This window comes from Dokdonia sp. R78006, from assembly GCF_042466145.1.
Taxonomy (GTDB): domain Bacteria; phylum Bacteroidota; class Bacteroidia; order Flavobacteriales; family Flavobacteriaceae; genus Dokdonia.
Map to the genome: position 1 here is coordinate 2,296,551 of NZ_JAXHBU010000001.1, position 20,703 is coordinate 2,317,253.

A 20,703-nucleotide genomic window follows, 5' to 3' on the forward strand; every position below is an offset into this window, starting at 1 on the left:
GCGACCCAGAGGGTCGCCTTTTTTATTGATTTTTTTCAAGCTTAATCCTTCCAAGGTCCGCTCTCGGTAACATGTATAAAGCGATTATCTTTTAATCTTGAGAGGCCAAGATATCCTCCTAGCCATATGGTTCCAGATGCATCCTCATAAATGCTTTGTATAGCATTGCTCTGCACACCATCTGCCTCTGTGAAGTTGGTGAATTTCTTTCCATCATAACGATACACACCCGCATTCTCGGCAGGAAACCAGATGTTCCCTTTTGAATCTTGAAAGAGTGACCAAACTTCTTCACCCGTAATGATGCCATCTGTGGTAAAATTTGTAAATGAAGTTCCGTCATAGCGGCTCACGCCTTTATGGTGTGTTGCAAACCAGATATTTCCTGCGCGATCTTCTAGCATATCATTTACATTATTTCCCGCAAGTCCGTCTTTTGTAGATAAGGTTTCTAGCGTATCTCCATTCCAGATAAAGGCACCAGCGTTTGAAGCAAACCATAAGCGGCCTCGCGTGTCTTCCATAATACTATGCACAATTTTAGTACTAGAAACACCTCTAGAATTATCTGCTACCGTTTCTGGAAGAGCGAACGGTTTAAAAGTAGTCCCATCAAAGCTATTAACGCCATTTAAAGCTCCTATCCACAACGTTCCTTCAGCGTCCAGCAACATACTCCATACATTACTTTCTTTAAGTCCTTGCGCTTCTGTGTAGTTTATAAAAGAAGGTTTTCCCGTTGTTGTAGATATAGTCAAGTCAAGCGATGTAATTCCTCTATTAGTGCCAAACCAGATCTTACCATTTTTATCTTCTAGAATCGCACGCACGGCCTCACCATTAAAACCTTCGTCTATAGAAAAGTAGTCTACGCTCGTTCCATTATATCGTATCACGCCGTCACCATTAGTTCCCATCCACATCGTTCCTTGCGAATCTTGAAAGATTCTTCGTATGAATTGGCTTAATGGAGGAGGAGCCAAATCAATGACAGTAGGCCCCATTGTTGTTTTAGTAGCTGAGGTCGTATCGCTCAAGGTGAGATGAGAAGCTTCATCTATAACAGGCGTTTGTATCGCTTCTTTGCAAGAAATGCTAAGCAGTAGCACTATAGAAAATACAATCAAAGTAATTCTGCCGAAGGTCATAGCTATAATTTTAAGTGTGGATACTTAAAAGTAAACTATTCAAATCAATTAGTAAGTGAGGTGACTACTGATTGTCTTTTGTCCAGATAGTCTTAAAAGTCTCACACACAATGAGCATACTATTTATGGTTTTAATCAATTTTGGTTTTATTGGATTTTATAAATCCAAAGTGATTCACCTAAAGGCTCTGCTGGACTTAGACCACACTCTTCAGCTCTTTCTATACTTTCTGGATCATCGATGTTAATTATTAATTGGTCAGGACAATTGTCATCACTCGAGCAACCTATTGCTACGGTTATGCTCAACATTATTAACAAGTATTCAAAAGCTTTTTTTATCATATTATTTTTTATTAAATGCTGTATTATAAGTCACGACGTAAAGCAGAAACACTGCTCTCTATATACTGCTGCGTCTGTAGTTCTTCCAGCGAGGCCGTAGGTTTTGGAGTGGTAGCCTCATTTTTGCAACCTATAGAAACCAATAAAAGAACTGTGATTGCAATTTTCATAGTCGTGTATATTTTAAAAATCGCTTTCGCGAAAATGGCTATTGTGTTTTTTGATTTTGTAACTAAAACATATTGTAAACAACTAGTAATTGAATAACATAGTTCTTGGTTGGTTGTAGTTATTTGATCAAAGCATCAAACACAGTCTTATGCATTTCATCTACCGGGATGTATTTTGTATTCTTGTGAGGGTAGCCCGGAAATAAATAGGTGACAAAACCACGATCATCCAAAATCAAAAACGTTGGTATATAATAATTCTTAAAATTATCATCCAACCATTGAGAAGAATTCAATAATAATGGAAATTTGATTTTCCTTAATTGTGATTGTTTTATTCTCTCGTCTTTAATGAAGCCGATGACATTAAATTTATTGTTGAAGTATAATGAATTCAACGCTTTGATTCTTTTCATGCTAGGAATTGATCTGGAACTTAGTATACAAACTAGTGTGGGTTTATCAATCACCGATGAATTAGTATACGTTATATTATTCGAGTCTTTAAGGTTAAAATCAGGAAATGGTTTGTTCAATAAATAAAAAAATCCTCGAGAGTGCTCTGATTTATTCATGTACACCGAAATGTGGGCATTTTTGATAAGTGAGTCATTCTTGGTGACTTCTTCAAAATAATTGAGTTCTGTTTCTTTTGGAAAGTAGTATTGTTTTATCGTTTTATAATGAGATTGAAAATCAACCTCGGACAAAATACTATCACCAATTTTTACGAAGTTCTGTGAATTACAATAATTCGAGATTAGTAAAAAAAATATCAATGTTCTCTTCATAATTATGGTTGACAGACCACTGCCAAAAGCGAGTGCGGCTCCCGATAGCTATATGGATTGCTGATTTGCTTTAATTTGCGGTCTTGTTTGTTTGAACTAAATATACAATGAATTTCGGGGTTATGCACCACGCATAGCGGTTTCAAAGTTGCATTTGACGAGTGAGAAACGGACGACTGCGGAGATTTTCTAGAACGCAACTGCGTTGGACGTGGCTTATCTTAATATGAAAAATAGGTCCTTTGGAAATTAGCCGCCACAATTAAGTTAAGGGTAGTGGAGGGACAAGGGAATTTTTATTTCTATCTGCGTACTTGGCTAAGGCTTATTGTTTTGAGTTATTCTAGAGCTAAACTCATAAGATTTTGCAACATCACAGATATACTCAGACCTTTCGATGTAGCCCTAAAGTCACCATTATGTTTAGGTTTTGTTGTCTTTAGAATTGGCACACAACAATAAGAGCATTTCTCCTTGCTAGCTATATCCGTCTAAACAAATAATGTAAAAGCTCAATAATAAAATTAAACTAGGTAACAGTTTACTTTTATTCAAGTTCCTTAATAGATTCACACATTTTATTGAAAAACTTTTGTGGTTCGTCTACATGAAATGAGATTGTTGTAAAATTATTTTTTATGCCATATAGACTATAAAGAATTCCAATCTTTTTTAGAGTTAGGGTCACATTATGATTCTCATGTTTACCAAAAATGGAGAGTCTACTCCCTTTTTGGTATTTATTTTTTGAAGAAAGTACAATACTTTTAATGTTGCTTAACTCAATAGAAGTTTCCTTTATTATGCCATATCTTAAATGAAGAATATCTTCTTCAAAAGAGATTGGTCTTTTAATAATAGATTTCAGGAAACCTAGAATTTGTAGTAATGAATAGATACTTAAAAAGGTGATTAGCCATGCTTTTGGATTGCCTTCTTGCTCTAAGATATAATGAAAGACCGTAGTTTCTACGCCGATGATTAGCATAATGCCCAATAATATTGAAATAGAAGTGCTTTTTTTATGGATCGAAAATTCTCCATTTTTAAGCGGGCGGCGTTTCCACTTTATAATACCATAGTACACTACTGTAATTTCTGTCGCAATTATTCTCGCCATAAAATTAGGAAGAAGGTCTTGAGAAATTGTTTTTACAACCGTATAAAAATCTATATAATTGCCCCTATTTTTGTTATAGTTCAGTCGTGCCTTTCGAAGGTTTATTAGAATATAAGCGATAATTCCAATTTCTAAAATAGGCAACAGCCAGGTGCCTAAAAATGGCAATACGGTTTGATTTTCTGTGGGTATTATTTTGTAACAGATAAAAAGACAAATAATTACAACTAGAACAACTGTTTGCTTTGGAATTTCCTTTTTTCTAATTAAAAAGAAATAAATCAATGGAACGGTTAGCATTAAGTCTATAGTTATCCCTACAGAAATCAAACTAGGATTTGCTAAAAACTGAGTTGATTTCGAAAAAAGGATTAACACGCTTACAAGTGCAAGCGGAATTAAGAAAGGTATAACTTGATTCTTAAAATCGATGTTTCTAATATCCATAGAGATATATTAAAATTATATTATTCTTCTGATTTTGTCCTACCATCAGGCCACTGCATAAGTCACACACGATTTCCCATAGCTATCAGGATTGCTGATTTATTATGATTTGCAATCTTATTTGTGTGATCTAAATATACAATGAATTTTGGAGTTGCTGCTGTAAGTAGCACTTTCAAAGTTGATTGCAAGAAGCACGCTTTCGCGAAAGCACAACGAGAGTTGAGTAGGAATAAAATAGCCATCATTACAGTGGCAAATAAGCTATTAAAGCAAGTCTTTGTCATCATAAAATAAAGAAGACCCTACGATGAAAACTATGGATTAAAATTAGTTTAAAAGCTTGTGCTGAGCGTAACCGAAGTAGGTTTGTTTTTTAACTCAGGTCTTTGTTGGCAATAGTTTTTTTCGCTCAGTTAGTTACCATTGCTTTTCAGCGTTTCTATTTTCGGTATTTTTTTAACATCGGCATTACCATCAAGAGAGAAAAATTCAAGTTCAGTTGGCATTTCTTCAGTTCCGAAAATTGATATTCCAATCGGATTTCCATTATCATCTTCAGCGTAATAATCAATCCATAATTTTTTATTGGATTGAACTTCTAAATTTATTGAATTTCCCAGTAATATTGTCGGACAAATTCCGCAACCACATCTTGCGATGACTTTCAAACCTTTAATTTGGGTTAACCATTCTTTTTTTTCTTTTTCGCACAAATATGTTAAAAACTCAATTTCATATTTTGTCAATTCGCGTTTTTCTGGAATACTGTATTTCACTTCGCAACTATTTGGTCAATCGATTTTTCGTCCACTTTTAGAGCTTTCAAAATTTCTCTTGCTTTGATTTTATCCTTTTTCATTGCTTTATCAAACTCATTTAAAAGTCCAGAAATGTATAATCTTTCATTTACAGTTGCGCCGTTTAAATTAGTACTTTCGGCTTTGCGGTATATTTCCTCGATGTTCGCTTAATATTATTGCTAGCAGGCCACTGCATAAAGCGAGTGCGGCATACTTGGACAAGCTCAGTACAAGCTTTGCTGGTTTGCTTTAATTTCGGTCTTGTTTTTTTGGACTAAATATACAATGAATTATAATGTTACCTGATTTACATATAGACTTCACATCTGTAAATGACAATCACATTTTCGCGAAAGCGTAAAAACCAACAATGATAATTTCCTCTATGTGAAAAGAAAACTGTTGAAATTTTTTAGTGCGAAATCTATTTGAAACCTATACTAAAAGTATGATGGTTCCTTTGTTTACTTTTTATGCTAGAACTAACTTAATTCAGAATTTAAAATAATGCGATAGCCTATGATGTTTTCTGGTAAGTCATTACGATCATCATTTTCTATATGCATCATAAAGTAATTACTTTTTGCTTTCACAGGTCCTTGTACTGTCCAGAATTGGCCTAATTTATTAGCTTTTAATAGTATTTCATAGACCGCAGTTTTATAGTCTCTAGCTTTATATGAAAAGTTGATTGCAAAAGACTTTGTACCATTAGCTTCGGGAAACTGAGTAGTATAATCATCACTATTGAGATCTACCTCCTTTGAGGTGTCAAAAAATTGGACGATTTTTTGAATTAGCACATCAGGTTTGTCGTTCTGATATCTTATGGAAATAATAAGCTGTTGCGGCATTTTGGCGTAATTGCTCTTGTGGTTTTCATTAAAAGTAATGAATAAATTGAGATCGCTATGCTAGGCCAAAGTAAAAACTTAAAATACCTAGTGTGTTGAAAATGCCATGTATCATAATCATAAACCACAAGTCGTATTTGCGCTTGTAGAATATGATAGATAAGAGTGCTCCTATAATTACTACAACAAGTTGCCCCGTGATTCCTTGCTGCATGTGCATATATCCGAAAAAACCACAAATGACTAGAATATTAATAGCAAGACTGATGTTACTATCTCCAAAGAACTTGACGAACTGTCGCATAAGATAACCTCGAAAAATAATTTCTTCTCCAAATCCCGCAGTAACCCACACTAACAATAACCAGACGATTGTGGTTTGAAGATCTCCTTCCAACTGGCTCATGCTGGAATAATCAATAGGAACTCCTGTGAGCATCTCGATTCCCGGAACCACAGCAAAGACATAAAAAATAAAGAGTGCCAGTGCAACTAACGGAGCATGTACAAGGAGATTTTTTGCATTGAAATTTGTACGTTTAAATCCAAGCGCCGTAAATGGTTTTCCCTTGTATTCTATATAATTTGCTATAATGATGATCATAGAGATAATTATATTTTCAAAAGGTGTTCTGGTAATTGGTCCAAAGTACATGAAACAAATAATTGCAAGGGTAACTAATGGAATTACTATTTGTCGTACGGTAAGTTTGTTCATTTTCTTGATTTTAAATTCAATACGAAATAATGAACTTAATCTCTTAAAAACCCTTTAAACACTTATGTTTTTACCGAATGGTCGCAAATTAATAACTGAATAGCAGACTGTATCGTTGCATGTTATTGAAACCAATTCATAAATGCTTCTCGCTTATAACGGCTAATGGTGATATTATGGATTGCTTTGTTTTCAATAGCAGTTTTTAACTGGACACGCAACTTGCTATTTTCAATCTTTTCAATGTGGTCCACAGCATCTTTATGGAGGATGATTTGCCTGTTTGCTCTAAAAAATAATTGATCATTTATCTTTTCCTCAAGTGCATTTAATGTGAAATCTGAGGTAATTGTTTTACCATTTTTTTGAACAGCATAAACAATTTTATTTTCGCTGTAAAAGCAGGCAATATTATCATACGAAAGCTTCGTTATTGTTGCGCCACTTTCAATAGTGATTTCGGCATCTTTTATGGACAGCTTATATAAATTATAGATATCTAGGGAATATGCAAACCCTATGAGAATGAAACTTACCAACAAGGTAACTAGCAGTCCAGTTAGTAAGTAATAAAATTCAGTTTCTCCTCCCGCAATTTTATTTAGAAGTATACCTAACGGGATATACATGATGGTAATATATCCAAGCGTAGTGACCATATACCAAGAGATAGATTTGATTTCTACCTTTTTTGAAAAATACTTTCTCTCGTAAAATTTAAAATTAAGATACGCTATAATCCCAATGAACGTACACAAGGCAAGAGACGATAGAAAACCTTCCAGGGGAAATCGATATGACTCACCGTCTGGGAAACTCTCTCGCGTTGCCAGATGATTCACCACTAAAGAGAAAATCACGAATAGGATTACTTTTTTAAACAAATTCCATGCAGCTCTACGGGTAGTTGAGTGGTCACGCGTGTTGGGAGTATCCTTGGCTGGTTGTTTAGTACTCATGAATGAGAAGCTCTCTGATAAATTGAATGCAGGGTGATGCGATTGCTGTATTGGTAGCTTGTTGTATCTATATAATAATCAATGTTTGGAGAAAGATACTAGCTTTAGGAATTACAAAGGCTGAATTATTAATTATTCTGAATCTCGTTACTCTTTAATTTCTCTATTTTGGGTAATACTTTTAAATAATTTATAAGCATACAAGACTGCAATTAAGGTTAAGAGGCAACAAATTAAATACTTCTCTTCTGCGTAATAACTTAATGCACCAACGACTCCAAAGGAAGTCCATAAGAGGTTTGTCAAGGTGTCGCTTTTGAGTAGGTTTTTCATAGGTTTTTTAGGTTGGTTCTTTGTTGTGTGTAGTTGTTATTCTGTTTGTAATTTATAATCAATAAATGAAATCAAATTCCATAACCCTTCTGTTGGTAGTTGAGTACATTCAATAGTTTTGGTATATAGATTTGTTTTTATATTTAATTCATATTTTGCTCCATCAAAACTAGCAAATTCATACTTGTCTTCGTATTTGTCAAGCTGCAAAATTTCCAAGTATTTCTCTAGTTGATTAAAAGTTGAATCAGAAAATGTGACTGTTTTCAATTCATATTTGTTTTCTGCTCTTCTATATTCTATTTTTTTGTCTTGAGTAATGGTCAAATCTCTTAAACCTGAAGAGGAAAGAAAGAAGGGTCTTATTTTTAATTTTAGCTCTAATATTTCTAGGCCACTTTTTTTAATTGAATCTTTTTTAAATAAAGTTATATTATTAAGGTATTTATCTAAGGGTATAAATTCTAGTTTTTCTTTTAGTTCACTTTTTAGATAGTATTTCTTAATTTTATCAAAATCGTCGATAAACAGTAGTTCAATATCATCATGTAATTTCAATTTGCCAACTTCGTCAAGATTTGATTCTTTTTCAAATAAGCGTTTTTTTATAAATGTAGAATCTTTGAAATGAAATTCATTACATAGCGAATCAATCCAAACAGTATTTTTTAAATTATTAAATGTGCTCAGCTTATCTGATTTCCCATTGCAATTTGAAAACAGAACACATATAAATAAAATAATAATTATTCTCATAGATATGGATTGGGATAAAAGCCCACTGCATAAAGCGAGTGGGGCTCCTGATATTTAGCGGGATTGCCTGTTTTCTTTAATTTGTGGTCTTGTTTGTTTGGACTAAATATACAATGAATTTTAGAGTTGTGCGCCGCGCGTAGCGGTTTCAAAGTTGATTGAAAGAAGTACGCTTTCGCGAAAGCGTAACCCAAGAATAAGAAGTGAAGAGCATTTGTTATATTAGCAAACAAGGACTTAAAGCAAGTCTTAACCATCATAAAATCAAGAAGATACTTTGACGTCAATTACCGATGAATATTAGTTTAAAAGCATGTACTGGGCGAAGCCGAAGTAGACTTGTTTTTTAACTCAGTTCTTGGGCGGCAATAGTTCTATGCTACTTTTCTGTTTTAATCGGATTAGTTCTAAAAATGTAAGTAAAAAGTATTGCAAAAAGTACATACATTATGGTAAGCGAAATAAAAATTTCTGAATGTTCTTGGATATGAGAAACAACATTAACAAGCGCAATTGCCCCAACTCCAAAATGCATGAGATTTCCAACAGCAATTGGTTTATTATAAATCCCTCCGATTAGCGTTCCTCTTCCCATCCAATTTAAAATTCCAAAACCCATGTAAAACGCACTCATTATTTTCAAAAAGAGTATTGTAATAATGTTTGGCTCTATATTCAGATAATCTGCTATTTCATTGGGTAAAAAAGAAAGAAGGATTCCAGTAATTGCCAAAAATAAGGCGCTTGAGGTCATTACTATTTTAGTGATCATTTTTTTGATTTAGTGATAATGTATGTTAGACGCTCTACATTAAAATTGTTACAAATTATTCCATACAGGTCAATACATAAATTGAGTGCATCTCCCGATAGCTATCGGGATTGCTGGTTAGCTTTTATTTATGGTCTTGTTAGTTTGATCTAAATGTAGAATGAATTTTGGAGTTGTGCACTGCGCTTAGCGATTTCAAAGTTGATTGTAAGAAGTACGCTTTCGCTAAAGAATAATTAGTATGAGTGTAGAGAAAAACTAGCTCTCATCGCAGTGGTAAATAAGCTCTTAAAACAAGCTTTTGCCATCATAAAATCAGGAAGATACTATGACGTAAATTATAGATCAAAATTAGCTTAAAAGCTTGTGCTGAGCGTGGTCGAAGTAGACTTGTTTTTTAACTCAGTTCTTTGTTGGTGGCAGTTTTTATTTCTACCTCACAAAGTTTAATAAAATCTTCAATTATTTTCCAGTTTTTTTCAAGATATTTAGTTCTATATTCTTTATTGACCAATTTTAAAGTAGTTTCTTGATTAAAAAGTTCAAAATTAATTTTTGGTTCTAAATATTTTACTCCTAACCAATTTATATTATTCCATTCAACTGATTTACTTAAAGCTAACGATATTTTTTTATGAATGGTATTTGAATTTTCTACCCTTTCCTTATTTTCATTTAAAATTAATAAACCAAAATAAACGTTGTCATTACCTCTTTCTATAAAAATACAATAGTCTAAATTTTCAATTTTATAAATTTTAAATAGAATTCCGTACCAAGGATTTTTCCCTCTACTTTTATGTATGACTGAACTAAGATTATTTTCTGAAAATTTTTGAATTTCAGTTATTTCGTATTTAGAATTTCTTTTTATTATTTCTTCTAAATCATTCCAAAAATCAAATTCTGTGTGCCATTTAATATGCACCCAATTTTCAGCAATTTTAGAAGCTGGTATAATATTATTGTTTTTACCAAGTAATTCTATTAATTCTAATCTTTCTTCCATTAGTGATGTTTCTCCTGTTAATTCATTAATTAGCTGCAAATACTGCGTAAGCGTTTCTCTAATTTTCGGTTTAATCGAAGTTTTCTCAATACACAACTTTATCCAGTCTCTAATTTCTAAAGTATATGAAATACAAATAATTTCACTCAAATTTAGTGTACCTAAAGAAAATTGAGATGGTTCATTACCTTTCAATGTTAAATAATAAATTTCAGCATTTTTATTAAAGTTTTTGTAACGTAATAACTGATTTTCTTGGTCTCCTGCGTGTATTTTATTTTCGATTATTATTGAATTTCCTTTTTGGTTTTCAATTAAAATATCTATTTGTCCTCCTTTGGTTTTGTTTTCGTTAATTGGACCAATATTTTTTTCATTGTGTACTTTTGTTTTCTCAGAAATAGAAATCGTTTTGTTCTTTATTATTTCAATGAATAATCTTAAAAATAAATCATTAAAGCCGTGTGAACCTTTTGGATTAAGAAGTTCACAGATGAATTTTGAATGTAAATTAACTTCATCATTATATTTTCTTAAAATCTTGAAAACATTGAAATTGTCATTTGTTTTCAGTGTTTCATATTTATAATTAAGAATCTTAATTTTTTCAAGAAGACTTTTCATTAATTTCTCATCTTTTGACGTTGCTGTTAAATTGCTACCAACAGGCCACTGCATAAAGCGAGTGCGGCTCCCGATAGCTATCGGGATTACTGATTTGTTTTAATTTATGGTCAGGTTTGTTTGGACTAAATATACAATGAATTTTGGAGTTGTGCGCCGCGCGTGGAGCTTTCAAACTTGCCTCTCTCATCATCGACGAAGGAGCTAGCGACTGAGAGAATGATGCTGGATAAGATTAATATTAAGGCACAACATTCGCTTTATGCTGTAGTTCTTGCATCCGGCGAGTGAGGAACGAGCGAGAGGAATGCACAGGCGCAACAACGTTTGAGCTTTCTATAATTATGATGTACAAATAAAGACATTTTTCAGCCCTGCCTCCGACGAGCACAGCGAGAGGAAGGCATCAAATAACCGCTTAGTCACCATATCACCGTTTATCAATAGAAAGACACAAAGAGCTTCAAAATCCTAGCGGATTTCCTCTAACTTGATTTATACTCATCTCTTCGATATTTCAACGACTTTTGAGGTGTTCTGATTTTGAAGTGGAACCATACGATGGCGGGAATTTGCAAGTATGCTACTGCCTTGGATGTGACTTAACTTGAGATGAAAAACATGTCCTTTCGCAATCATCCGTCCACGTCTCGTATAAGAAACGTAGGGCAGGTGATAAGCGATACGTTTCGGATTGGTACTAAGCCAAATATAAATATTTTGCTTTTATCTTTTTTCTCTTAAACGCCAAATTTTATATTTGGCGACTTGCAAATAAACACAGATCTTTCGATTAAGCACTAAATCCCTATGTTTTCTTATACATTGTTGGCAACCGTTTTTATTAATTCATTTTCGTTATCATATAATTCAAGTGAATATTTTAAATTAAAGGAGATGATTAACTTTTCTAATTCATCAAAGTGCTCTAAGTCAACTTCTCCGTTTAGAAGTATTTCATTTTCTCCGTCAATATTTAGTTCGGCCCATTCTGATGTTATTTCATAGCTGTAGAATCCACTTTTTCTAATATCCCAACCAATTTGTTTGAATTTTTTGGCAAGAGATTGTTTAGAGATTTCATCAAATATTAATCCATATAAACTATTCATAATTTTAAGAGTTAAAGAACTTTTTGATCTTACTCAATAGCGAAGATTTAGTTAAAGTATCTTTAATTTCGGTCAATTTAAATTCGGTTTCGGATGTCCATTGCACCTTATAAACGCCTCCGCCCTCATCTATTTCAGTTGCTTTAAAGTCAAATGATTTTAGAAACATAGTTAAACCTGTAATTCCGCCATAAGGATATCCGCAAGCATAGAATTCAAGTCTTGCTTTTCCATTTCCGTTGTTTTTACATTCCAAAAACTCGATATCAATATTTTCAACAAGATGTTCTGTCATTGAATAAAAATTCCAAGTTCCTGCGTCCGCATTACTCGTCTCAAATTTGGGTTTTAAGTCAGAGTCAGCAAAATAATAATGTTTCAGTGCATAATCTGGAAATTTATCAAACCAATATTTGTCAGATTTATAGTCACCACTTTTTTTAGATGTTGAAATGAGGTCAAGTAGTTTAGTCAAATCATTAAACTTGTCTTCATTGTTCATTTCAAACTCTATGTATTCATTCTTTTCCAATATATTTTCTCAAATGGTAGCCAACGGTCTTGTGTATGAAACGTAGCATGTAAAAAGACGCTAATTTTTCGGATTAACACATAGCCGAATTTTTATGTTTTGTTTTTATTTTTTTGTTTAAAAGCCAAATTTAAAAATTTGGCGGTCTTCGCAAATAAGCACTAACCTTTGAGTTTAGCTCTTACTAGCTATGTTTTATACACGTTGTTGCCACACGTTTTTTATTCAATTACTTTATAGAATCCAAATTGATTAATTCCGTCATCAGAGAATTTTAGTATTTCTGTTGTTATTGGATACCCAGATTTTTTGAATTCGTCGACGACAACAGGTCCAATTCTTTTAGAGAAAAACTTAAAATCTTCTTCCGAAAATAAATAGCAAAAATCTCGGACAGGAATAACAGCATAAAACGGATAACCAAAATCAGCTTTAACCTTTTCTTTCATTGTGGGTGCTAATAAAAGAGCACTTTTTAAATTGGTATATTCTGATTCAAGCATTCCAAGTTTTCTGTTTTCTATAGTGTCAAACTTTATTTCTGATTCCTCCAATATTCGGTCAGCATTTTTTAGAGCTTGATTTTCCAAATCAGATTCGGTAATATTCCATTTCTCAAGGTCAACTATAGAAATCCAAGTAAACCTATCATTTTCACTATGAAGATAAATTTTATTGGTTTTGTCTGTAACTTTAGCATTGACGAAGTCTTTAAAATCAAAATCATTTGGATAGAGAGAAATAAAAATATTTTCTTTTGCATCATTCCAATTAGTTGGAACATCAATTGAATAGTCAACCAAAGTTTTTACTAAATCAGAAATATGAGTTTTGTCTTTATCTCGTTCGTAATTTTTTCTTAGGTTGTCTAAACTAACCTCTAAAGTTACTTCTCCTTTTAAAATATAAATCAAGTCCGTTTCGTCGATCGAGTCGATTTTCATTCCTTCTTTTTCAATTTGGGTTTTAAATTCGTCAAACACAAAATCTTTATTCGGGTTGTTACAGCCAAAAAATCCGCTTAAAATTGTCAAAATTATCGTGTATTTACAATGTCTCATTAAATGTGTGGCAACAGGCCACTGCATAAAGCGAGTGCGGCATTTTGCTGGATAGCCTGTATTTATATGTTTATTAATTGATTGTCTAAATATACAGTTATTTGTGGTTCTGTCGCCGTGCATAGAGCTTTCAAACTTGCCTCCGACGAGCACAGCGAGAGGAAGGCACAACATTCGCGTTATGTAATAGTTGTGGCTGGTTGCAACAACGTTTTGAGCTTTCTGTAATTATGATGTACAAATAAAGACGTTTTTGAGCCCTGCCTCCGACGAGCATAGCGAGAGGAAGGCATCAAAGAACGGCCTAGCCACCTCATAACCGATATCAATAGAGAGACACCAAGAGCTTTAAAATCCTAGCGGATTTGCTATAACGCGATCTATACCCAACTCTTCGATATTTCAACGACTTTTGAGGTATTCTGATTTTGAAGCGGAGCCATACGATGGCGGGAATTTGCAAGTATGCTACTGCCTGGGATGTGGCTTATCTTGAGATGAAAAACATGTCCTTTGGCAATCAGCCGTCCACGTTCTTGTATACGAACAGTGCGAGGGAGAATGGCATTAGCCATTCGGTTGAGCACGAGCCGATTTTTACAAATTCCGATTATTAATTTTTTCTGTAATAAGTCGGATTTGCAAAAATTCGGCGGCGTAAAAAAGTGCCTTCATTTTTAATTTAGCAACTGCTCTCGCATTGTTTGTATACGTTGTTAGCAATAGTATTTATTCACGATTATTTTTCAATTCATACTCGTCATATTCTTCTTTACTTACTTTTTTGTCATAAACAAAGTATAAATCTCCTTCATCCATAAACCAACATTTACCGTGTTTTTTTCCATTCACATTATGAATCTTCCAAATTATATCTCCCGACTTTTTTTTAAAAACTGCGTATCCATTTTGCATTCCATCCTTGAACTCTGTAGTTCCAATCAGAATTTCATCTTCATAAAATTCAGATGTTCCTATTACTATTCCATCTTCAAAATTGACTAATGTAAACACATTTTTACGTTTACCATCAAGCATCTTATATTTTCCCGAAAGCAGTTCATCATTTTGTTTTGTAAGTACGAAAGTTGTGTCAGCGTTGGGTTCAAAAGTTAGTTCAGAGAAATTTACTTCTTTATATTCCTGGCTAAGGGACTTCAACGAAAATAGGATTAGAATAAGGAATATTTGTTTTTTCATATTATTGCTAACAGGCCACTGCATAAAGCGAGTGCGGCATTTTGCTGATTTGCTTTAATTTATGGTCTAGTTTGTTTGGACTAAATATACAATGAATTTTGAAGTTGTGCGCCGCGCATAGAGCTTTCAAAAATGTCGTATTCGCGTTATGTAATAGTTGTGGCTGGTTGCAACCACGTCTCGAGCTTTCTATAATTTAGATGCAAGCCCTAGGCATTTTTGAGTAGTGGCCTGTGGACGGCTGATTGGTAGGGTGGGAGCTTTAAAATTCTAGCGGATGTACTCTAATTTGATCTATACTCAACTCTTCGATATTTCAACGACTTTTGAGGTGTTTTGATTTTGAAGCGGAGCCATACGATGGCGGAAATTTGCAAGTATGCAACTGCCTTGGATGTGGCTTATTTTGAGATGAAAAACATGTCCTTTGGCAATCAGCCGTCCACGTTAAATATATGGCAAGTTGGGCAGAAAATAAGCGATTATTCTCGGTTTAGCCACAAGCCAAATCTTTTTATTTTGTTTTAATTTTTCTCATTTAATACCAAATCAAAAGATTTGGCGACTTTGCAAATAGACAAGGCCCTTTCGTTTAAACACTAATCGCCCAATTTGCTATATATAGTGTTAGGTTTTCGTTTTTCTCTCTCCGATCCAGTTTGTATTCAATTCAATCAGTTGATCTTTATCATTCAGTTTGAATATTCGTCCTTGTTTAAATTTCTTGGGGTCATCACATAACTCCTTAAGGTCATTTCTTTCAGGATTATAAATTCCAAATTCTAAATAATTGAATCTAGCTACAGTTAAATCAGCTACTTCATTTGGTCCAATGCCATATTTATCAACAACATTGTTGTCTGAACCATCATCTTCCCACCAACAAACCATACAGATATCAAAGTCATTTCTTTTCTCCAAAGTTTTAAATCCACAGCAAGGGCAAGATTCTAAATCGTCAGGAGTTCCAGTTGTTATTTCAATCCCAGTCTGTTTTGATAAATACTCATTGATTATTCCCTTAAAGTCATCTCTTAATTTGAATCTAAGTATTCCATCATATTTTTGGTCACTAAAATGGAGTAATAATTCTTCACTTTCGAATTCTTTCTGAATTTCTCGAGATAAAGCTGTCCATCCGTTCGTATCAGACCAGTTTCCTAAAAGTAACGAAGTTAATGCTTCCTCTCTTTCATCTTCAGAGTAATTAGCGATTACTGTAGTTATATATTTTTCGAGGACTTCTTTTCTATCCATTTTTTAATGAAACCTAACGGCCACTGCATAAAGCGAGTGCGGCATACTTCGACAGGCTCAGTACAAGCTTTGCTGATTTGCTTTAGTTTGTGGTCTTGTTTGTTTGATCTAAATATACAATGAATTTTGGAGTTGTGCGCCGCGCATAGAGCTTTCAAAAATGTCTCATTCGCTTTATGCTGCAGTTGTGGCTGGTTGCAACAACGTTTCGATCTTTCTGTAATTATGATGTACAAATAAAGACGTTTTTGAGCAGTGGCCTGTGGACGGCTGATTGGTAGGGCGGGAGCTTTAAAATCCAAGCGGATTTACTCTATCTCGATCTATACCCAACTCTTCGATATTTCAATGGCTTTTGAGGTGTTTTGATTTTGAAGCGGAGCCATACGACGGCGGGAATTTGCAAGTATACAACTGCCTTGGACGTGGCTTATCTTGAGACGAAAAACATGTCCTTTGGCAATCAGCCGTCCACGTCTCCGTATATGAAACGTAGCGTGTAAAAAGACGCTAACTTTTCGGATTATGCACGAGCCGAATTTTTAAATTTTCCTTTTTTTCTTACATTTCTCAAAAAGCTAAATTTAAAAATTTGGCGGACTTTGCAAATACACACAAACCTCTCGGAAAGCCTGTAATAGCTGTGTTTTATATACATTGTTGCCCACAGTACTTATATTAAGCAACTTTTTTAATTTATTTTTTCACCATATAAAAGCTAGCTACTTTACCTTTAAGCGAAGTTCCGTGGTCTGTTGAACGTATTACACTTCCAACTAATGCATCTTTTTGGTTTATACCATATTGCCAATCAGGTATTGTATAGCCATTATAGTCATAAACCCAACCTTGTGTTGAAGTATTAGGAATTCCATTACCAGATAACTCAAAATTTGTTGAGGAATTAAATTTACCCGTCATTTTTAATTTTCCCCATTGTCCCATATCTAATTCTCCATTAATAATTCCGTTTTTTGAATTTAATCGCATAATCGCAGTTGCAAATTCAAGATTATTCTTGCAATCCGTAGAATCTTGTTCACAAAATGGAATTTTTTCATCTGCAATATTATGCATACTACGATATACCCATTCTCCAGAAATAAAATTATTATCAACTTTATCTTTCTCGGTGTTACAGCTAAAAGTTCCGAAAAGTAACAGTATTATATAAATGTTCTTCATAATTGGTAAATGTGTGTTTATTAATTTTTAATACATTTCTTGAGCCTTTCATTTTTCGATTAGAACCAAGTCATAGGTTTTGTTTTATCAAGTGCTCTTTCTCCTCCTTTTAAAATCCCTTGTTTCTTCGGGAATAATATTTCCGATACTTTTTCCATAGTTTTTATATCGTGGTGTGCGTGTGGCGAAGGTGCAGACCAAGGATTATCAATCTCAACCCATTTGGTAGATTTGTACCAAGTAATTCCGTTAATTTTAATCTTCTGTATTTCTCCTTTATGATTTGTTTCGTGTGCTTTATACCATTCATCGATAATATTATCAACCCACTTATGTAATCTCCAGAAAATTGGATGTACTTGTGAAGAATATGTTTCTCCTATAAAGTCATATTTTACTGAATCCCATTTTGAATCAATATCAGTTTCACCTCTTCCCATTGGTGTTGCATCTCCTGTTATTGGGTCGTATGGTTGACTTGCCCATCGCATATGCATATCATTATGTACAGATGTTTCAATTAACGAACCTAATTGCCCAAGAGTTAAAGTTCTTAAATAACCGTGGTCGTGAAATTGTCTATCCCACCATCTTATTCTCGACCAATAAAAATCATCTGTTTTAACCGAGGCAAATCGTCTCTGAAGCCATTTTAGTTCTTCTGGTAATTCCCAAACTGGCGGAACTTCAAATTCAGGATATAAACCTGGTTCAGGAATTAAAATCCATCCAATATCTGAATCCTCTCCTTCTTTTTGCATTGCATTATCAAATTCAAGAATCATTTCTCTATGCATAAACAAAAAATCAATACCTGAACCATTTAAAGTCAATGGTGTCCAACCACCTCTATGCCATTCTAGAGCAGGACGAGGTGGATTCCAACTTAATTTTGTAATCTCTTCTTTAGCCAATTCTGAAACTTTATCAGGTCTATTCCAAAAGTCTCTTAATCCGTGCCATAAAGAGTGATGCAGTCTATGATTTCTTGAACTAAAAAGTTCTGCAACTTTAAGAGGTAAGGCAATGGAAGTTGCTTCAATAATTTTTGATGATTTTTCGCTTACTTTATTTTCATTATTAGATTCTTCTTCTTTACAAGAAGATAAACTTGAAATTAAAGATAAACTTCCCAATCCTAAAGCGGTATTTTTAATAAAGTCTTTTCTGTCCATAATTGATTAGTTTTTATTGGTTAGTATTGATTTTTTCGTATTGTGGGCAACAGGCCACTGCATAAAGCGAGTGCGGCATTTTGCTGATTTGCTTTAATTTATGGTCTGGTTTGTTTGGACTAAATATACAATGAATTTTGGAGTTGTGCGCCGCGCATAGAGCTTTCAAAAATGTCGTATTCGCGTTATGTAATAGTTGTGGCTGGTTGCAACCACGTCTCGAGCTTTCTATAATTTAGATGCAAGCCCTAGGCATTTTTGAGTAGTGGCCTGTGGCGGCTGATTGGTAGGGTGGGAGCTTTAAAATCCTAGCGGATTTACTCTAACTTGATCTATACCCAACTCTTCGATATTTCAACGACTTTAGATGTATTCTGATTTTGAAGTGGAGCCATACGATGGCGGGAATTTTCAAGTATGCTACTGCCTTGGATGTGGCTTATCTTGAGATGAAAAACATGTCCTTTGGCAATCAGCCGCCACGTTTGTATAAACGCAAGTTATTACATATTAGTCATATATCATACCCATACTAGGTGTATAAACGAATGTTTTTACTTAATCCTAGCAATCTCGATTTTCAGCGTATAAACGCATGTTTTTCAATTGTACACGTTTGTAAACGGCTATTTGAATACTTGTTACAAGTCGTAATAATCTACCACGAGACTTGGTCGTGTGATATCACATTTTCGCGAAAGCGTAATGAAGAAACTAATTGGTTATTTTGGTAAGGGACTTGATGCTCACTGCTTCTTTACAGTTATCTAGTTCCATCATGAGATCGTTTCCTGCTTCGTCTTGTCCTGTGATTACAAAATAACCACATGGCTCGCGGCGAGGTACACTCTCTCCAAAATCTACATCCCCTAGTTTTAATAAACGGTTTATAGTGACCGTATCTAGTTGCATACTAGCAAGTGACTGTGTTGCTTCTGGGGTGAGATTATAAGGTTTTACACGCAGGTTTTTAAGTACACGCTCTTGTGGAAAGTAAGCACAGCTGGTTTTTTTACCGCTAAAAAAGAAAGCAAGTAAAATAAGCCCAATGGAAAAGCCACCGAGGTAATATCCTATACGTTTAAGAATGTGCATTGCGTTGCTAGAAGATCAAAAGGTTGATGTCTCGGTAAGAAAGGTCAAACCAATCTGCTACCGATTTTTTGGTTAAAATACCGTGGTAAAAATACAATCCATTTTTTAATCCGCGGTCGTAGCGTAGCTTATTTTCTATACCACCTTCCTCTGCAATGTCAAGTAGGTAAGGGGTAAAAATATTACTGAGAGATACAGATGCCGTACGGGCAAATCTTGCAGGAATATTAGGCACACAATAGTGCGTTACGCCGTGTTTTTTATACGTAGGCTTATCATGCGTAGTAACTTCTGAGGTTTCAAAACAACCTCCCATATCGATACTTACATCTATAATGACAGCACCATTTTTCATCCCTTCTACCATGCGCTCGCTCACAATGACCGGTGCGCGATTTGCACCTCGCACAGCACCTATGACCACGTCACAACGCTTGAGGGCTTTTACAAGATTCTTAGGCTGTAGGGTAGAGGTATATAATGGTCTACCTACATTAGTCTGTATGCAGCGTAGTTTTGTGATTGAGTTATCAAAAATCTTCACATTTGCTCCTAGGCCTATGGCAGATCGCGCGGCAAACTCGCCTACGGTGCCTGCTCCTATAATCACAATTTCTGCTGGTGGCACGCCGCTTATGTTACCTAGCAGCATACCTGTGCCCGTTTCTGGGCTAGACATAATTTCTGCCGCCATTTGTACGGCTGCGGTACCTGCAATTTCAGAGAGTGTGCGCACGGCAGGATACGTGCCGTCCTCGTCTTTTATAAACTCAAAAGCGAGTGCAGTGATACGCTTGCTAGCAAGTTTTTCAAAATATTGTTTCTTCTGGGTTTTGATCTGTAAGGCAGAGATAAGCACCGTTTGTGGGTTCATCATCTCTATTTCTTCTAGAGAAGGTGGTTCTACCTTAAGAATCATAGGGCAAGAAAACACTTTGGCAGTGTCTTGGGTAATTTCTGCACCGTTTTCTGAGTAGTCCTTATCTGTGTAGCGAGCTCCTTTTCCAGCTTTAGACTCCACCATCACGCGGTGTCCATTTGCCGTAAGCGCTCCCACAGCATCGGGCGTTAAGCACACCCTGCGTTCTTGAAAGTGTGTCTCTCGCGGAATCCCAATAAAGAGCTCTCCTCGTTTCTTTTCGACCTCAAGACATTCCTCTTGAGGAAGCAACATTTCTCTAGTAAAAGGTGAGCTATTGGTTTCCATGTGTGTTTGTATGCGATTACCCAAAAGTAA

23 protein-coding genes and 1 pseudogene are annotated in these 20,703 nt (G+C 34.6%); 2 read left to right on the forward strand and 22 right to left on the reverse strand.

The window, feature by feature from the left end; genetic code table 11:
* Positions 1-41: 41 nt before the first annotated feature.
* The 5 genes from SJY37_RS10275 to SJY37_RS10295 form a co-directional block, all read right to left on the reverse strand.
* Positions 42-1,148: a two-component regulator propeller domain-containing protein gene (locus SJY37_RS10275; protein WP_298325573.1), complete on the reverse strand. Its 1,107-nt coding sequence runs from the start codon at positions 1,146-1,148 to the stop codon at positions 42-44.
* A 147-nt stretch (positions 1,149-1,295) separates the two neighbouring features.
* Positions 1,296-1,460, reverse strand: coding sequence for a hypothetical protein (locus SJY37_RS10280; RefSeq protein WP_298325570.1), 165 nt, complete (start codon positions 1,458-1,460; stop codon positions 1,296-1,298).
* 56 nt (positions 1,461-1,516) lie between these two features.
* Positions 1,517-1,663: a hypothetical protein gene (locus tag SJY37_RS10285; protein ID WP_298325568.1), complete on the reverse strand. Its 147-nt coding sequence runs from the start codon at positions 1,661-1,663 to the stop codon at positions 1,517-1,519.
* 119 nt (positions 1,664-1,782) lie between these two features.
* Positions 1,783-2,454 carry a TlpA family protein disulfide reductase gene (locus tag SJY37_RS10290; RefSeq protein ID WP_379953045.1) on the reverse strand — a complete coding sequence of 224 codons (672 nt, stop codon included), beginning with the start codon at positions 2,452-2,454 and terminating at the stop codon, positions 1,783-1,785.
* A 547-nt stretch (positions 2,455-3,001) separates the two neighbouring features.
* Positions 3,002-4,021, reverse strand: a complete 1,020-nt coding sequence (locus tag SJY37_RS10295; RefSeq protein WP_298325566.1) for a hypothetical protein — start codon at positions 4,019-4,021, stop codon at positions 3,002-3,004.
* Positions 4,022-4,162: 141 nt separating this feature from the next.
* On the opposite strand from SJY37_RS10295, the gene SJY37_RS10300 reads away from it, so the two are divergent.
* Complete coding sequence (locus SJY37_RS10300) at positions 4,163-4,318, forward strand: hypothetical protein (RefSeq protein WP_298325563.1); 156 nt, start codon at positions 4,163-4,165, stop codon at positions 4,316-4,318.
* Between the two features lie 119 nt (positions 4,319-4,437).
* Here the strand turns inward: SJY37_RS10300 and SJY37_RS10305 are convergent, their stop codons facing one another.
* The 7 genes from SJY37_RS10305 to SJY37_RS10335 form a co-directional block, all read right to left on the reverse strand.
* A complete protein-coding gene (locus SJY37_RS10305) occupies positions 4,438-4,800 on the reverse strand; it encodes a hypothetical protein (protein ID WP_298325559.1) in 363 nt (120 codons plus the stop codon).
* Between the two features lie 506 nt (positions 4,801-5,306).
* Complete coding sequence (locus tag SJY37_RS10310; protein ID WP_298325557.1) at positions 5,307-5,678, reverse strand: hypothetical protein; 372 nt, start codon at positions 5,676-5,678, stop codon at positions 5,307-5,309.
* A 55-nt stretch (positions 5,679-5,733) separates the two neighbouring features.
* Entirely contained in the window at positions 5,734-6,396 is a 663-nt protein-coding gene (locus SJY37_RS10315) for a CPBP family intramembrane glutamic endopeptidase (RefSeq protein ID WP_298325555.1), read from the reverse strand.
* 122 nt (positions 6,397-6,518) lie between these two features.
* Positions 6,519-7,355 carry a LytR/AlgR family response regulator transcription factor gene (locus SJY37_RS10320; protein ID WP_379953046.1) on the reverse strand — a complete coding sequence of 279 codons (837 nt, stop codon included), beginning with the start codon at positions 7,353-7,355 and terminating at the stop codon, positions 6,519-6,521.
* Between the two features lie 147 nt (positions 7,356-7,502).
* The gene (locus tag SJY37_RS10325; RefSeq protein ID WP_298325549.1) at positions 7,503-7,688 is read right to left on the reverse strand and encodes a hypothetical protein; all 186 of its coding nucleotides are present in this window, start codon (positions 7,686-7,688) and stop codon (positions 7,503-7,505) included.
* Between the two features lie 36 nt (positions 7,689-7,724).
* Positions 7,725-8,444: a hypothetical protein gene (locus SJY37_RS10330; RefSeq protein ID WP_298325546.1), complete on the reverse strand. Its 720-nt coding sequence runs from the start codon at positions 8,442-8,444 to the stop codon at positions 7,725-7,727.
* Positions 8,445-8,823: 379 nt separating this feature from the next.
* On the reverse strand, positions 8,824-9,216 hold the full coding sequence (locus tag SJY37_RS10335; RefSeq protein ID WP_298325544.1) for a hypothetical protein: 393 nt from the start codon (positions 9,214-9,216) through the stop codon (positions 8,824-8,826).
* Between the two features lie 252 nt (positions 9,217-9,468).
* Here SJY37_RS10335 and SJY37_RS10340 point away from each other — a divergent pair.
* Positions 9,469-9,576 (forward strand): annotated as a pseudogene (locus SJY37_RS10340) (IS110 family transposase); the annotation flags it as partial.
* 37 nt (positions 9,577-9,613) lie between these two features.
* On the opposite strand, the gene SJY37_RS10345 reads toward SJY37_RS10340, so the two are convergent.
* From SJY37_RS10345 to SJY37_RS10390, 10 genes are all read right to left on the reverse strand, one after another.
* Entirely contained in the window at positions 9,614-10,903 is a 1,290-nt protein-coding gene (locus SJY37_RS10345) for a PD-(D/E)XK nuclease family protein (RefSeq protein WP_298325541.1), read from the reverse strand.
* Between the two features lie 764 nt (positions 10,904-11,667).
* Positions 11,668-11,961 carry a hypothetical protein gene (locus SJY37_RS10350; protein ID WP_298325539.1) on the reverse strand — a complete coding sequence of 98 codons (294 nt, stop codon included), beginning with the start codon at positions 11,959-11,961 and terminating at the stop codon, positions 11,668-11,670.
* 4 nt (positions 11,962-11,965) lie between these two features.
* The gene (locus SJY37_RS10355; RefSeq protein ID WP_298325536.1) at positions 11,966-12,493 is read right to left on the reverse strand and encodes a hypothetical protein; all 528 of its coding nucleotides are present in this window, start codon (positions 12,491-12,493) and stop codon (positions 11,966-11,968) included.
* Between the two features lie 221 nt (positions 12,494-12,714).
* Positions 12,715-13,581 (reverse strand): hypothetical protein, encoded by an 867-nt coding sequence (locus SJY37_RS10360; protein WP_298325533.1) that lies wholly within the window; start codon positions 13,579-13,581, stop codon positions 12,715-12,717.
* Between the two features lie 702 nt (positions 13,582-14,283).
* Positions 14,284-14,754 carry a hypothetical protein gene (locus tag SJY37_RS10365; RefSeq protein ID WP_298325530.1) on the reverse strand — a complete coding sequence of 157 codons (471 nt, stop codon included), beginning with the start codon at positions 14,752-14,754 and terminating at the stop codon, positions 14,284-14,286.
* A 627-nt stretch (positions 14,755-15,381) separates the two neighbouring features.
* Positions 15,382-16,011: a CPCC family cysteine-rich protein gene (locus SJY37_RS10370; protein ID WP_298325528.1), complete on the reverse strand. Its 630-nt coding sequence runs from the start codon at positions 16,009-16,011 to the stop codon at positions 15,382-15,384.
* A 696-nt stretch (positions 16,012-16,707) separates the two neighbouring features.
* A complete protein-coding gene (locus tag SJY37_RS10375; protein ID WP_298325525.1) occupies positions 16,708-17,196 on the reverse strand; it encodes a hypothetical protein in 489 nt (162 codons plus the stop codon).
* A gap of 59 nt (positions 17,197-17,255) precedes the next feature.
* Entirely contained in the window at positions 17,256-18,371 is a 1,116-nt protein-coding gene (locus SJY37_RS10380; protein WP_298325522.1) for a hypothetical protein, read from the reverse strand.
* A gap of 714 nt (positions 18,372-19,085) precedes the next feature.
* Positions 19,086-19,466 (reverse strand): hypothetical protein, encoded by a 381-nt coding sequence (locus SJY37_RS10385; RefSeq protein ID WP_298325520.1) that lies wholly within the window; start codon positions 19,464-19,466, stop codon positions 19,086-19,088.
* Between the two features lie 7 nt (positions 19,467-19,473).
* A complete protein-coding gene (locus tag SJY37_RS10390) occupies positions 19,474-20,673 on the reverse strand; it encodes an alanine dehydrogenase (RefSeq protein WP_013749615.1) in 1,200 nt (399 codons plus the stop codon).
* Positions 20,674-20,703 lie beyond the last annotated feature (30 nt).